13 protein-coding genes are annotated in these 14,700 nt (G+C 66.6%); 5 read left to right on the top strand and 8 right to left on the bottom strand.

All coding sequences use genetic code 11. From position 1 onward, the window contains the following. Positions 1 to 33 precede the first annotated feature (33 nt). Positions 34 to 1,863, bottom strand: a complete 1,830-nt coding sequence (locus BJ987_RS19375) for an AMP-dependent synthetase/ligase (protein ID WP_209891936.1) — start codon at positions 1,861 to 1,863, stop codon at positions 34 to 36. A gap of 357 nt (positions 1,864 to 2,220) precedes the next feature. On the opposite strand from BJ987_RS19375, the gene glnA reads away from it, so the two are divergent. After that, positions 2,221 to 3,654 carry a type I glutamate--ammonia ligase gene (glnA, locus tag BJ987_RS19380; protein ID WP_209898721.1) on the top strand — a complete coding sequence of 478 codons (1,434 nt, stop codon included), beginning with the start codon at positions 2,221 to 2,223 and terminating at the stop codon, positions 3,652 to 3,654. A 32-nt stretch (positions 3,655 to 3,686) separates the two neighbouring features. On the opposite strand, the gene BJ987_RS19385 is transcribed toward glnA, so the two are convergent. The 7 genes from BJ987_RS19385 to BJ987_RS19415 form a co-directional block, all read right to left on the bottom strand. Then, the gene (locus tag BJ987_RS19385; protein WP_209891939.1) at positions 3,687 to 4,442 is read right to left on the bottom strand and encodes an aminoglycoside phosphotransferase family protein; all 756 of its coding nucleotides are present in this window, start codon (positions 4,440 to 4,442) and stop codon (positions 3,687 to 3,689) included. Positions 4,443 to 4,490: 48 nt separating this feature from the next. Continuing rightward, a complete protein-coding gene (locus BJ987_RS19390; RefSeq protein WP_209898723.1) occupies positions 4,491 to 6,050 on the bottom strand; it encodes an MDR family MFS transporter in 1,560 nt (519 codons plus the stop codon). A 37-nt stretch (positions 6,051 to 6,087) separates the two neighbouring features. Continuing rightward, positions 6,088 to 6,582 carry a MarR family winged helix-turn-helix transcriptional regulator gene (locus BJ987_RS19395; RefSeq protein ID WP_209891942.1) on the bottom strand — a complete coding sequence of 165 codons (495 nt, stop codon included), beginning with the start codon at positions 6,580 to 6,582 and terminating at the stop codon, positions 6,088 to 6,090. 134 nt (positions 6,583 to 6,716) lie between these two features. After that, a complete protein-coding gene (locus BJ987_RS19400; RefSeq protein WP_209891945.1) occupies positions 6,717 to 7,253 on the bottom strand; it encodes an NUDIX hydrolase in 537 nt (178 codons plus the stop codon). After that, a complete protein-coding gene (locus BJ987_RS19405; protein WP_209891949.1) occupies positions 7,250 to 8,737 on the bottom strand; it encodes an alkaline phosphatase family protein in 1,488 nt (495 codons plus the stop codon). Before BJ987_RS19405 ends, BJ987_RS19400 begins: the two co-directional genes overlap by 4 nt. A gap of 178 nt (positions 8,738 to 8,915) precedes the next feature. Then, positions 8,916 to 9,356, bottom strand: coding sequence for a hypothetical protein (locus BJ987_RS19410; protein WP_209891952.1), 441 nt, complete (start codon positions 9,354 to 9,356; stop codon positions 8,916 to 8,918). Positions 9,357 to 9,462: 106 nt separating this feature from the next. Beyond that, the gene (locus BJ987_RS19415) at positions 9,463 to 10,668 is read right to left on the bottom strand and encodes a DUF418 domain-containing protein (RefSeq protein WP_209891955.1); all 1,206 of its coding nucleotides are present in this window, start codon (positions 10,666 to 10,668) and stop codon (positions 9,463 to 9,465) included. A 198-nt stretch (positions 10,669 to 10,866) separates the two neighbouring features. Here BJ987_RS19415 and dop point away from each other — a divergent pair, with 198 nt between their 5' ends. The 4 genes from dop to prcA all read left to right on the top strand — a co-directional run bounded on the left by dop (position 10,867) and on the right by prcA (position 14,379). Beyond that, a complete protein-coding gene (gene dop / locus BJ987_RS19420; RefSeq protein WP_209891958.1) occupies positions 10,867 to 12,366 on the top strand; it encodes a depupylase/deamidase Dop in 1,500 nt (499 codons plus the stop codon). 146 nt (positions 12,367 to 12,512) lie between these two features. Next, positions 12,513 to 12,707 carry a ubiquitin-like protein Pup gene (locus BJ987_RS19425; protein ID WP_194813738.1) on the top strand — a complete coding sequence of 65 codons (195 nt, stop codon included), beginning with the start codon at positions 12,513 to 12,515 and terminating at the stop codon, positions 12,705 to 12,707. A 14-nt stretch (positions 12,708 to 12,721) separates the two neighbouring features. Next, entirely contained in the window at positions 12,722 to 13,600 is an 879-nt protein-coding gene (gene prcB / locus BJ987_RS19430; RefSeq protein ID WP_209891961.1) for a proteasome subunit beta, read from the top strand. Then, positions 13,597 to 14,379: a proteasome subunit alpha gene (gene prcA, locus BJ987_RS19435; protein ID WP_209891964.1), complete on the top strand. Its 783-nt coding sequence runs from the start codon at positions 13,597 to 13,599 to the stop codon at positions 14,377 to 14,379. The genes prcB and prcA overlap by 4 nt, the downstream gene beginning before the upstream one ends. Positions 14,380 to 14,700 lie beyond the last annotated feature (321 nt).

Below are 14,700 nucleotides of genomic sequence, written 5' to 3' on the forward strand. Positions count from 1 at the left end.
CCAGGTGCGCGATAGCTCATTGCCGTCCCCCGCTCACTTGGCGTAAAGATCCTCGATGGTAGCGGTGTACCGGGCCGAAATCGGGTTCCGCTTCAATTTGCCGGTGGCGGTGAGGCAATCCCCGCCGTTCTCCCACACCTCCGGCAACACAAGGTACTTCTTGACCTGCTCCACCCGGGACAGTTTGCTGTTGGCCGCGCTGACGCCCTGCTCGATCGCGGCCAGGACCCGCGGATCCTCGGCCAGTTCGGCGGTCGAGGTAGCGGTGCTGCCGTGCCGCCGCGCGAAGGCGGCGGCCAGCTCCGGATCCAGGCAGATCAGCGCGGTATTGAACGGGCGCTGCTCACCGATGACCACCACGGTGCCCGCGAGCGGGGTCGCGGCGGCGATGGTGTTCTCGATATTGGACGGCGACATGTTCTTGCCGGCCGCGTTGATGATGAGTTCTTTCTTGCGGTCGATGATGGACAGGTAGCCGTCGGCGTCGATGGTGCCGATGTCGCCGGTGTGCAGCCAGCCGTCCGCGTCCACGGTTTCGGCCGTCTGCACCGGATCGCCGCGATAGCCGCGCATCACCATCTTGCCGCGGACCAGCACCTCGCCGTCGTCGGCGAGTGTGATCTCCGCACCCGGCAGCGGTGTACCGACGGTGCCGATCTTCACCCGGTCGGGGCCGTTGAGCGTGGCGCCCGCGGTGCACTCGGTCATGCCGTACCCCTCACACAACGGCAGGCCGAGGCCGAGGAAGAACTCGTGCACCTCCGGCGGGATGGCTACCGAGCCGGTGACCGCGACGCGCACCTTGTCCAGACCCAGCTGCTCCCGAATGGGCAGCAGGACAAGCCTTTCCGCGATCCGGTACCGGAGTCGCTCGATCGCGCCGAGCTCTCGTCCGTCGGAGGCGGCGCGGGCGCGGGCCCGGCCCACGCCGACGGCCCAGTGGATGAGGCGGCGCTGCGGCGGCTTCGCGCCGGCGAAGCGTTCCTCCAGCGCCCCTTTGACTTTCACCCACACCCGGGGCACGCCCAGGAACACCGTCGGATGCACCTCGGTCAGTGCGGCCGCGACCTGTTTGAAGTCCGGCACGGTGGTGATCTGGCCGCCCTCGAGCATGGTCAGGTAGTGCGCGAACCAGCGGTTGGCGGCATGCGCGTCGGGCAGGTAGGAGATCACCCGGTCGTCCAGGCCGCCGCCACCGAATTGTTTGATGACCCGGGCGTTTTCGATGAAGTTGGTGTGCGTGAGCTCCACGCCCTTGGGTGGCCCGGTGGTCCCGGAGGTATATACGATGGTGAGCAGGCTCTCGGGATCCACCGCCCGCCAGGTCGCCTCGAAATCGAAGTCCGCCTTGGGATTCGCCGTCACCTCGGCCAGCGACAGCGTGCCCTCGACCGCTTCGTCGACGCAGAGCACATGCTCGACCCGCGCGCCCTGCCCGGCCGCCGCGGCCACGGCGGCCAGAACCTGTGGCGCGAACTGCTTTTCGCAGATCACCACCTTGTTGCGGGCGTTGCCGAACTGGTAGGCCAGCAGATCGACCGGGTTGGTGTTGTACACCGAGAACGGGGTCGCGCCCGCGTGCAGCACACCGGTATCGCAGAGATGGAACTCGGGCCGGTTGGTCATCATCAGCGCGACGGTGTCGCCCGGCTCGACGCCCAGCCCGGCCAGTCCCGCCGCGATCGCGCGGACCCGATCTCCGTACTCCCGCCAGGTCAGCGACTGCGCACCGCCCATGGTGCGCAGGGCGACCGCGTCGCCGTACTTCGCCACGTTCGCCTGGAAGGCGGCGCACAACGTGGCCGGACGGGGTCTGGCCGCCGGGACTGTCGATGAAACCAAAACTCGAACCTGTCTACTCATCGTGGTCGAGGCCACACGGTTGCCGGTCGAACGGTGCTGACCTCAGCGTCTCCTCAAGCAGAACGCACCGAGCGCGCCTTCGGCTAGCGGCAATGACGAAGACTGTTCGCCACGCGTTTGTGCACTCGACCAAACGGCCGTGTACTTGGTTCGCCGTCCAGTGGGGTCGGCAGGACGCCGGACATCTATGTGCCGCACGCCGATTCCGGCTCCGCCGTCCATGCGTAAGTCGTATGGTGAAATCGGCGAGCAGCACCTGCCGTGACCCGCAGCGCAGCGGTCCGGTCGTATGGGACGGTCGCCTCGCCGATCCGCGGATGTCCATGAGCCGCGCGAGCGAGGAGCGAAACCGTGTCGATTGCCCACACCACCGAAGGAATCCTGGACTTCATCCGTGCGGCGGAAGTCGAATACATCGACATCCGATTCTGTGATGTACCCGGTGTGCAACAACACTTCTCGGTTCCCGCCGTCATGTTCGGCGACGACCTCGTGCAGAACGGTCTCGCCTTCGACGGATCCTCGGTGCGCGGATTCCAGTCCATCCACGAATCCGACATGCTGCTGCTGCCGGATCTGCGCACCGCGCAGTTGGACCCGTTCCGGGGCGCGAAAACCTTGAACATGAACTGTTTCGTGCACGATCCGCACACGCGCGAGGCCTACAGCCGCGACCCACGCAACGTAGCGCGCAAAGCCGAGGATTATCTGCGCAGCACCGGTATCGCCGACACCGCCTACTTCGGGCCGGAAGCCGAGTTCTACATTTTCGACACGGTGCGCTACAGCACGTCGATGAACAGCGCCTTCTACGAGGTGGATTCGTCGTCGGCGTCGTGGAACACCGGCGAGAAACTGAACCCCGACGGAACGTTGAATCGGGGCTACAAAGTCCGGCCCAAGGGCGGCTACTTCCCGGTCGCGCCGTACGACCACGACGTCGATCTGCGCGACGAAATGTGCACCAAATTGCAGGCCGCCGGCCTGGAACTGGAGAAGGGACACCACGAGGTCGGCACCGCCGGGCAAGCCGAAATCAACTACAAATTCAACACCCTGCTCGCCGCGGCCGATGATTTGCAGCTGTACAAGTACATCATCAAGAACACCGCGTGGAACGCCGGGAAGACCGTCACCTTCATGCCCAAGCCCCTGTTCGGCGACAACGGTTCCGGTATGCACGTGCATCAATCACTCTGGAAAGACGGCGAACCGCTCTTCCACGACGAAGCGGGCTACGCCGGACTGTCCGATCTTGCCCGCCACTACATCGGCGGCCTGCTCCGGCACGCCCCGTCGCTGCTGGCGTTCACCAACCCGACCGTGAATTCCTACAAACGCCTCGTCCCCGGCTACGAGGCGCCGGTCAACCTGGTCTACAGCCAGCGCAACCGCTCGGCCGCCGTCCGTATCCCGGTCACCGGCAGCAACCGTTTCGCCAAACGCCTCGAATTCCGTTGCCCCGACTCCTCCGGCAATCCCTATCTGGCGTTCGCCGCCATGATGATGGCCGGCCTGGACGGCATCAAGAACAAAATCGAACCGGCCACCCCCATCGACAAAGACCTCTACGAACTCACCCCGGAGGAATCCGCCGAAGTCACCCAGACCCCGGCCAGCCTCGAAATCGTCATCGACCGTCTCGAAGCCGACCACGACTACCTGACCGAAGGGAACGTCTTCACCGAAGATCTCCTGGAAAGCTGGATCCGGCTCAAGCGCGAGACCGAAATCGCCGAAATCAACGTCCGGCCACACCCTTACGAATTCGATCTGTATTTCGACGTGTAGGCGTTCACCCGGGTTCGAGCATGTGCGCGGCCCTACAGCCTGGCTAGCACCCCGGCCAATCCGCTGTGCCGGACGGTGCTGTCGCCGATGTCCATGCCGTAGGTCACCTCGTGCCACGGCCCGAGCCGATGCCAGGCCAGTGCCCGCCGGCGCAGCTCATCGGTGACTCCGTACGCGGCGGCGACCGCCGTCGCGAAGTCGGGCGGCGCGCCGTGCAGCGCCCAGGCCAGGTCGATCGCCGCATCGCCGAGATGGGCGTCCCCGAAGTCGATCACTCCGGATACCCGGCCGTCGTCCTCCAGCACATGGTCGGGCCCGAGATCGCCGTGCACGACCGTGTCCGCCGGGAATTCTCGTACTGCCTCGAGCAGTGCCAGCGCCGAATCGTGTTGTGCGACAGGGAGGAACGGCACCACCTCGGCCCGGAACCGGGCGAGCTCCGCAACCCGGCTGCGTTCGGTTTCCGTCGCGGGAGGTAACCCGTGCCGGACCGCTTCGGCCGCGGAAATGTCGTGCAGCGCGCGCAGAAACGTCCCCACCGCCGCACCGTGCTCGGCATTCGGTGACTCGAGCGCCGCACCCGGGACGAGTGCGTGCCGCACGACCAGCGGTGCCTCCGTCACGATCGTCGGGACCGGCACCGGCAGCGGCAGTAGCGGCGCTAGCCAAGGCAGCAGCCGAGTTTCCCGCCGCAGCTGATCGGCGACCTCCGGCCGTCGCGGTCGCCGCTCCACCCAGTGGCCGTCGATCAACGCCACGAAGCTGTCCCACCCTTGCGCGAACTCCATGACCTCACGGTAATGGCGCGATCGGACAGCTCAGGCGGTGGATGACGTTCATGCCGAGACGGGCTGCTTCGCCGTGCCGATCTCGGTCTCGGCCATCGGGTCGAGCGACGGATCGATGTCGATCGTGCGCCGGAGCGGACGGTTCGGCAGCAGGGTGGTTGCCAGCAGGGCAACGGCTGCGGCTACCGCGGCGATAAGGAAGATCCGGCCGGTCGCGTCGCCGTAGGAAGCGCGAACGATGGTGGCGATGGGTTCGGGCAGGGCCGTGATATTCAGGTTGCTGCCGCCGGAGGCGCTGGTCTGCACGCCGATTTGGGCGAAGCCCGCGGCGGACAGATCACTTACCCGAGTGGCGAGGATCGACCCGAGCACCGAAACGCCGATCGCGCCGCCGAAGGTGCGGAAGAAGGCGACGCTGCTCGACGCCGAACCGATGTTGTGCACGCTGACGGTGTTCTGCACGGCGAGCACCAGGTTCTGCATCATCATGCCGACGCCGAAGCCGACGATGGTGATGTACAGCCCGACCAGCCACAGGTTCGTGGCGTGATCGATGGTCGAGAGCAGCGCGAAACCGAGCACCAGGAGCGCGCCACCGGTGACGACGAACCCCTTCCACTTGCCGAACCGGGTGATCAACTGCCCGGAGCCGACCGAACCGACGAGCATGCCCGCGACCATCGGGATGGTCAGAATGCCCGCGACGGTGGGGGAGTAGCCGCGTGCGGTCTGGAAGTACTGGCCGAGGAAGGTGGTCGCACCGAACATGCCGACACCGACCGCGATCGAGGCGATGATCGCCAGCCCGGTGGTGTGTTCGGTGATGATCGGCAGCGGGATGATCGGCGACTTGGCGCGGGATTCGACCCACAGCGTCGCGAGCAAGAGCAGCACACCCGCACCGACGTAGAGCGCCGATTCCCGGGAGAACCAGGCGTAGTGACCGGCCTTGCCCGCGAACGAAACCCAGATGAGCAGTACGGAGACACCGCCGGTCAGCAGTGTCGCGCCGAGCCAGTCGATCGAGACGCCCTGCTTGGTCTCGGTGGGCAGCCGCAGGGTGCGCTGCAACAGCACCAGCGCGATCACGGCGAGCGGAACACAGACGAAGAAGGTCCAGCGCCAGCCGAGCGGACTGTCGACGATGACGCCGCCGAGGATGGGCCCGCCCGACATCGAGACGGCCATGACGGCACCCATATAGCCGGAGTACCGGCCGCGTTCGCGCGGCGCCACGATCGAACCGATGATGGCGACGGTGAGTGCGGTCAGCCCGCCCATGCCGACGCCCTGGATCGCGCGGGCGACCAGCAGCACCGGCACATTGTGCGCGATTCCCGCGATGATCGAGCCGGCGACGAAGATGACGATCGCGGACTGGACCAGCAGCTTCTTATTGAACAGGTCGGCGAATTTGCCCCAGATCGGCGTGGAGGCGGCGTTGGCCAGCAGCGCTGTCGTGATGACCCAGGCGTACGCGGTTTGTGAACCCTCCAGATCACCGATGATCGTGGGCAACGCGGTCGCGACGATCGTGGTGCTGAGCAGGGCTGTGAACAGCGCGGCCAGCAAGCCGGTCATGGCTTCCAAAACTTCGCGGTGGGACATTGCGTACGGATCGCGCGGCGTCACCGCCTTGACTGAACTAGACATTCACTTCCTGACTCTCGCTCGAAACGGGCCGGTGGCTCGCCGCGGTGTGGTGCACATGGGTGGTCAGTGCGTTCTTGAGGTTTTGCACGGTCGCGCGGGCCTGCTCGGCTTCGTCCTCACTCCAATCGGAGAGGACGGCTTGTAGCCCGCGCGCTCGCGCCAGCCGAACTCGATGCAGCAGGTCGCGGCCTGCTTCGGTGACCTGGACGACATTGGCGCGGCCGTCGTCGGGGTCGGCGTGGCGACTGATGAAGCCGGATCGGACCAGCTCCGCGACCTGCCTGCTCAGCACCGACGGGCTGATGCACAGGTGGATGGCCAGGTCGCCCTGCCTACTCGGTCCTTTGGCTTCGAGAATGCCCAGCACCGCAACCGCGCCCGGAAGCAGTTCATCTTCCTCCGGGTGCAGCAGCGCGAGGCGCATTGCCCGGCCGACCAGGTAGAGCTCCCTGATCAGGCCCTCAGCGGTATCGGCGGACACGGCCATGGTCACTCCAAGCACAAGTTGGTTGTTGCAATACACAACTATAATTCATTTACTTGTACTAAGCAACTACATCTCGATGGATCTGTCCCGCGGGGGGGGTGTGCTGAGAGTTTGCTCGGTGTTGGGTAGGGGCCTCAGGCCTCGAGATTTCGGTGCAACTCGACGGCCAGCCGCACCAATTCGGGCATGTGGTCGCCGTCGGTCGCGGACAACCGGATCGCTTCGTCGACAGGGAAAGCGCGGACTTCCAGAATCTGTTCGCCGTCGGGCGGATTGGTGGGAGTCGAGTCGACGACGACGTCAGCGGTGCACCACAGCCACGCCTTGTGCGGATGAGCTTGCCAGGGGAGATAGGGGTGCGGGTGGTCGCTGGTGGCGTGGTGGGCGCCGATGCGGTGGATCGGACCGATCGGCCGCGCGCCTGCCTCCTCGAGGAGTTCCCGGCGGACGCAGGTATCGATCGGCTCGTTCGCTTCGCGGGTGCCGCCGGGCACCAACCAGATGTCGCGATCGTCGCGGCACAGCACGATCCGCTCGCCCGCGAAGCAGACGACGTGCACGTTCGTGACCAGTTCGTCCGCCGGGAGCTCGGTGGAGAATCGCACGTCGAGGCCGCCCCACTCCCAGCGGGCGGGCTTGTGCAGCAACGGATATCGCTCGGCGAAGCTCACCTCGACCACGCTATCTCAGCGCCGGGACCGGAGGCGACGATCGACGGAGCGTCGACGGCCCAGTACCAGTCGTTGTTGCCGCCGGTGAGTTCCCAGGCCACCCGCATGGTGCAGGCGCCGGCGGGGACCGAGACCTCCAGCTGTTCGAGTTCGGCGGTCACGTCCCCGGTGTAGGTCAGCACCGGCTGTGCGGGTCTGTCATCGAAAGTTACGGTCACCGTGGCTGTTTCGGCTCGGTGCTTGCGGTAGTGCGAGACGAAGGAGATCGTCGCGGTGGCATTGCCGGAGACCGGCACCGGCGGCGCCACCAGGCGGGAGTTGAAGCGTCCGCGGAAGATCTTGTCGGCCCACTCGTCGGAATCGGCGACCGCGAACACCCCGCGCGCCCGCACATTGGATTCCCGGGACTGGCCGCGCTGCGCGGCGGTCCAGAATTCATCGGTCGTGAAAGACCAGCCCCGCCATTCGGTGACGCCGCCGCGCATACCCGTGTTGTCGATGCTCCAGCCCGCGGGCGTGGCATGCGTCCAGCCGTGCAGTGCCGCCGCGATGTCGGGTTCGTCGACGCGCGTCCGCAGGCCGGGGGCGAGGGTGTCGAACGGATCGGCGGACGGTTCGGTGATCGGCACACCGTCCAGGCCTGCTCGCGCGACGCCGAGAAAGTTCAGCGCTGTCGCCGCGACATCGACGATCCGTGGTTCGATTCGCGGTTGGACGGGTGCGATGCCCGCACCCGCCGCGATGATGAACGACTGGCGTTCGGCGTGGGAGTTGCCGCCGTGCCCGCCGGCGGGCGTGTGGCCGTGATCGGTCGTCACCAGGAACAGCCATTCCTCGGCGTCGAAATCCGGCCGCCGCTGGATCGCACTGATGATCTGCCCGATCTGCCGATCGACCGCCTCGATCGCGGGCCGGTAGCAGGAGCCGGCGGTCCCGCAGGTGTGGCCGGCCTCGTCGACATTGCCGAGATAGACGAAGGACATGGCCGGGCCGTGCGCGGGGATCCAGGCCGCGGCGTCATCGGCGACCTTCTGGTCGTTGACCTGATAGTCGTCCCGCAGCACCAGCTTTCGATCGATCGCGTCGCCCAGAATGAAATCGTCGATGTGCTGCCAGTCGACTGCCGCATAGGTGGTCGCGCCGGGGACGGCTGCCGCTACCCGGCTCAGCACATCGGGATAGCGTCCGAGATCGTGTCCGGCGAAGTCGTTGCCGAGCACCCGGTGTTTGTCGGGCCAGACTCCGGTGAGGATGGTGGACCAGCCGGGCCCACTCACCGTCGGCGCGAAAGGCGGTGCGTAGAGCCAGCTCTGCGCGCTGTAACCGGTGGCCGTCAGCCTGTCCAGGGTGGGTGTATCGGCGGACGGCAGCGAATCCCAGGACAATCCGTCGATGCCGAACAGGACGACATGACGGCTGCCTGTCTGGGTGTGGCCGGTGGCCGGGGTCAGCGTCGCCAGCAGCGCGAACACGAGCGCGGCCAACGGGAAAATTCGAGGGCGCCGGTCGCGACGAGGCATACACCTCGTTGTACCCAGGTGAGATGGAGGCGCTGTGACCGCCGCCCATCTCCTCGGTGAAATCGACCCGAACCCCCGCGAGTTCGCCACCCGCACCTCGTTGTACGGGCAACCGGCAGTGCTGTGCAGGGCTTTCCGGTTATCAGCGAACTCGCAGGAGCAGGGCTTCCGGGTCGAGGTTTTCGCTCTCGACGCGGAAGGCATTGCGGAACAACTGCTGGTTGCGGTCGTTGCGGCGCGGCATGCGGCCGCTCTCGGGATTGATCCGGCAGGTGGCCGCGCAGCGCAGCCAGTCCCGGGTGCAGGCGGCGTCCTGGAAACGGGGGAAATGGAACTTGGGCCCCATCGCCCAGCCCATGGACAGCAGCCCGAGTTGCGCGTCCGCCGGCCAGGAGTTGAAAGCGGCGAAGGGCATGATGACCGAGCCACTGTGGTGGCGCACCATCCGACCGCGTAACAGTGTTTCCAATTCCGCCAATTGGCGGAATACGGCGGCCGTCTCGTCCGGATCGGGAGCGCCAGTCCATGGCGCTCGCAACGGCGCGTTGAACGCCGGCCAGACCTCGCGGACCGAGGCTTTCATGCAATCTCCTTGTGGACTAGACGCTTACAGCGTGCGCCCCACACCGGCGAAAAACACGAGTAGCGCACTACTCGTGTTTCGCGCCGGGATCAGGTGATCGCGGGTGTCAGCGCTCCCGGGCCAGAACCCGATAGCTGGTGTGCCACAACCACTCCACCGGTCCGCGTTCGAAACGACGCAACCACAGGTGCGCGGCGGTCACGATGATCAGCGACACCAGCACGTACATTCCGACGGTGAACGGAACGTAGGCGCCGGGGGAGACGCGGGCGGCGAGCCCGAAACCCCACCCGTAGCAGAACACCGACGCCACCAGGTTCTGCAGGATGTAGCAACTCAGCGCGGTTCGCCCGACCTCGGTGAGTCGCCGGCCCACGAACCCGACCCGCGGCCGCCGCACATAGAACTCGGCGACCAGGGCCAGCACCCCGAAGGCCACGAACGGCGCGGTGCCGTACCGGGTGAACACCACGATGTCGCCGCCCACCGCGATGCCGGCCGCGAGGTCGATGGGCGCCGCGACGGCGCCGGCGATCATGAGCCGCTTGCGGATTCGGGCACCCTCGACGGTGAACAGACCGGCCCGGAACAGCCGCGCACCCGCCAGGAACAACGCCACCGACATGGCGAACACGAAGATCGCCTCGATTCGGAACGCGCCCGCGTTCTCCAGCCGGAACACCATCAGATCCCAGAACGACCCGTCCGCGTACGGATTCGGATCCAGCGGCTCGCGCGGCGTGGGCTCCTGCTGCGGCGCGAAGGCCAGAGCCAGGCCGATCAGCGTCAGCATCATGGTGTGCACGCCGGCCGCGATGATCAGCCAACGACGTTGCGCCCGTTCACTGGTCGCGAGCACATAGGCGACCACGAGACCGGTCGCCGCGTATCCCATCAGCACGTCGAATTCGGCGACGAGCACGAAGTTCAGCACACCGTCGAGGAACAGCAGCCCGGCTCGCCACGGATACTTGCCCGGCCAGCGCCGCCCGCCGCGTACCGCGGAGCGCTGCTGGATGGCCAGGCCGATGCCGAACATGATCGTCAGCAATCCCAGGAACTTGCCCTGCGCCACCTGCTGTAGCACCCGTTCGGTCCACATCCAGCCGCTCTCGCCCGACCGGCCGAGTTCACTGATGTAGCCGAGTAGCCCCTCCGGATTGGTGAGGATCCAGATATTGGTGCCGAGGGTGCCCAAGAGAGCGATGCCGCGCAGTACGTCGAGCGCGACCAGTCGGGAGGGCCGCGCCGGCTCCTCCGTTGTACGGTGCCGCCCTGCGTCCGGGCGGGGATCGGCAATCGATTCGGTCATGTAATGACTATCGGGTGCCAGCCCTGTGACCAGGGTCCTCCAGAAGTACGACCCCGAGGATGACATCACCGTCCGCCCCTCGTAGGACGCCCGACAGCATCGACTCGGAGACCGGAACATCCCCTGCCGGAATGACATCGGGCGCGCCGCACCCCGGGTGCGACGGGTTCGGGTCATCGCGTCGCCTAGGCTCGAGGTATGCAGCGCATTATCGGTATCGAGGTCGAATACGGCATCTCCACTCCCACCGAGCCGTCGGCGAACCCGATTCTCACCTCCACGCAAGCGGTTCTCGCCTATGCCGCCGCCGAGGGTGTGCCGCGCGCCAAACGAACCCGGTGGGACTACGAGGTGGAGTCCCCACTGCGGGACGCGCGCGGATTCGACCTGTCCCGGATGAACGGCCCGCCCCCGGTGATCGACGCCGACGAGGTCGGCGCCGCGAACATGATCCTCACCAACGGCGCCCGCCTGTATGTCGACCACGCGCACCCGGAGTACTCGGCTCCCGAGGTCACCGACGCGCTGGACGCGGTCATCTGGGACAAAGCGGGCGAGCGGGTCATGGAAGCCGCCGCGCGGCACGCCTCCAGCGTGCCCGGCGCACCGCGCCTGCAGCTGTACAAGAACAACGTCGACGGCAAGGGCGCCTCCTACGGCACCCACGAGAACTACCTGATGAGCCGCGACACCCCGTTCAACCAGATCATCCTCGGGCTCACCCCCTTCTTCGTGTCCCGCCAGGTCATCTGCGGCTCCGGGCGGGTCGGCATCGGGCAGTCCGGTGACCATGCCGGGTTCCAGCTGTCCCAGCGCGCCGACTACATCGAGGTCGAGGTCGGCCTGGAGACCACGCTCAAGCGCGGCATCATCAACACCCGCGACGAACCGCACGCCGACGCCGACAAGTACCGCCGCCTGCACGTCATCATCGGTGACGCCAATCTGGCCGAGATGTCGACGTATTTGAAGGTCGGCACCACCGCCCTGGTGCTCGACTTGATCGAGGCCGGTGAGGACCTCTCGGATCTGCAGCTGGCCCGTCCGGTCACCGCGGTGCACCAGATCAGCCACGACCCCACCCTGCGCGCGACCGTCGCGCTCGCCGACGGCCGGGAACTGACCGGTCTGGCCATGCAGCGGCTCTACCACGAGCGCTGTGCCAAGTTCATGGATCGCGAGGGCGTGGACGACCCGCGCGCCCGCGACATTCTGGACAACTGGGCCATGGTGCTCGATCTGCTCGAACGCGACCCGATGGACACCTCGGACCTGCTGGACTGGACCGCCAAGCTGCGCCTGCTGGAGGGTTACCGGCAACGTGAGGGCCTGGCCTGGTCCGCCCCGAAGCTGCACATGATCGACCTGCAGTACTCCGACGTGCGGCTGGACAAGGGCCTCTACAACCGCCTGGTCGCGCGCGGTTCGATGAAGCGCCTGGTGTCCGAACAGCAGGTGCTCGACGCGATGACCAACGCGCCGACCGACACCCGCGCCTACTTCCGCGGCGAGTGCCTGCGCCGCTTCGGCGCCGACATCGCGGCCGCCAGTTGGGATTCGGTGATCTTCGATCTCGGCGGTGACTCGCTGGTGCGCATTCCCACGCTGGAACCGCGCCGCGGCACCAAGGCCCATGTGGGCAAGCTGCTCGACGGGGTGAATTCGGCGGCGGATCTGGTGGAACAGCTGACTACGTGAAGGCAGCGCTGCGAATTGAACACAGATCCGCCATCCAGTCGGAGTTGCTGGGTAGGGTTGAAGGACGAGCACGCACATTGCTCATGATCGGGACCGTGCTCATACTTCAGTTCCGGTCATGATGAGGACAGAGGAGGTCGGCTGCCATGGCACAAGAGCAGACCAAGCGCACCGGGGGCGGCGACGAGGACGAGGGTCCCGAGGGTGTAGACGCCGCGGGCCAGGAGCGCCGCGAAAAACTGGCGGAGGAGACCGACGACCTGCTCGACGAGATCGATGACGTGCTCGAAGAGAACGCCGAGGACTTCGTCCGCGCGTACGTGCAGAAGGGCGGCCAGTGACAGCAGGTGACCCGATGCGTCTCCAGCCGGGGCACGCGCTGTCCTCGTTCATCGAGCATCTGCGTCAGCACGCACCGGAGTTGTTGCCGGGCAACAGGTTTGCCGCGATCGATGGAGCCACCGCGATGAACTCCAGCGCCACGCAGGACCTGGCCCCGCACGGCACCACCATCGTCGCGGTCAGTTACCGCGGCGGTGTGCTGATCGCGGGCGACCGCCGTGCCACGCAGGGAAACCTGTTGGCCAGCAGGGACATCGAGAAGGTGCACATCACCGACAGCTACTCGGCGGCCGGCATCGCGGGTACCGCGGGCCTGGCCATCGAGATGCTGCGATTGTTCGCGGTGGAGTTGGAGCACTACGAGAAGATCGAGGGCGTCTCGCTCACCTTCGACGGCAAGGCCAACAAGTTGTCGAAGATGGTGCGTGACAATCTCCCCGCCGCCATGCAGGGCCTGGCCGTGGTGCCGGTGCTGGTCGGCTACGACGAGCACACGGTCGATCCGGACCGCAAGGGCCGGATCATCACCTACGACGTGGTCGGTGGGCGCAGCGAGGAGCGCTTCGGGTACGCGGCGGTCGGCTCCGGGTCGATGTTCGCCAAGTCGTCGCTGAAGAAGTTGTACGCCAAGGGCATCGACGAGGAGCGGGGGCTGCGGATCGCGATCGAGTCGCTGTTCGACGCCGCCGACGACGACACCGCCACCGGCGGCCCGGATCTGGTGCGCGGCATCTTCCCGACGGCGGTCCTGATCAACGAGGAAGGCGCGGACGAGGTGTCCGAGGAGCGCCTGGCCGCGATCACCCGTGCGATCGTGGCCGACCGTGAGGCCGCGGAAACCGAGCCGGCGGGTCGTGCCGCGGGCTCCGCTCCAGGAGGTGCCACCGCATGACACTGCCGTATTACGCCTCGGCCGAACAGATCATGCGCGACAAGACCGAGCTCGCGCGCAAGGGCATCGCTCGCGGTCGCAGTGTCATCGTGCTGGCGTACGACAAGGGTGTGCTGTTTGTCGCGGAGAATCCGTCGGCGACCTTGCACAAGGTGAGTGAGCTCTACGACCGCGTGGGTTTCGCGGCCGTGGGCAAGTACAACGAGTTCGAGAATCTGCGCCGCAGCGGCATCCTGCAGGCCGACCTGCGCGGTTATCAGTTCGACCGGCGCGATGTCACCGGCCGGGCGCTGGCCAACGCCTACGCGCAGACGCTCGGCGCCATCTTCACCGATCAGCTCAAGCCCTACGAGGTGGAGATCTGCATCGCGGAGGTGGGGTTCCCGGAACAGCAGCCCGAATCGGTGCTGTACCGGATCAACTTCGACGGCTCCATCGCCGACGAACGCGAGTACGTGGTGATGGGCGGCACAACCGAGCCGATCGTCAGCGCGTTGAAGAGCTCCTACCAGGCCGGCCTGGACCTCACCGGCGCGCTCGGTGTGGCGGTGCAGGCGCTGCAGGCCGCGGTGCCCGACGGACCGGAAAAGCGGACCATCGGGGTAGCCCAGCTCGAGGTGGCGACGCTGGAGCAGGCGCGTCCGCGCCGGGCGTTCCGGCGGGTGACCAATTCGGCACTGGAAAAGTTGCTCAATCCGGGCAAAACCGCGGCTCCGGCCGGGGCGAAGTCCGCGGCGAGCGAGGCGGAGGACACCGGAGACACGCCGAAGCCGGAGTAGTCGAACAGCTGTGAGCCCGGGCCCGCGACGGCGTCGATCCGTCGCGGGTCCGGGCTTTTCGCGCGGTGTCGCGCCGGTCAATCGTTGTGAACCCGTATGGCAGGTGTTGTCCGAGCCCCATATGGAGGCCTTGGCTGCAGCTGACACCGATCCCGCATCGCTGTTGTCTCACGAGCCGTACCGGACGGCGGGTGACGGCTACGGCCAAAACGCATCTCTATCCACGACCTATCAGCACCTGCCCAACCAGATTCCTCCGTTGCACCCCTTTCCCCGTTCGACGGTCTAGCGCGAGAACGTGTGAAGGCAGTCGCTGGCTTC

Source organism: Nocardia goodfellowii, from assembly GCF_017875645.1.
GTDB classification, from domain to species: domain Bacteria; phylum Actinomycetota; class Actinomycetes; order Mycobacteriales; family Mycobacteriaceae; genus Nocardia; species Nocardia goodfellowii.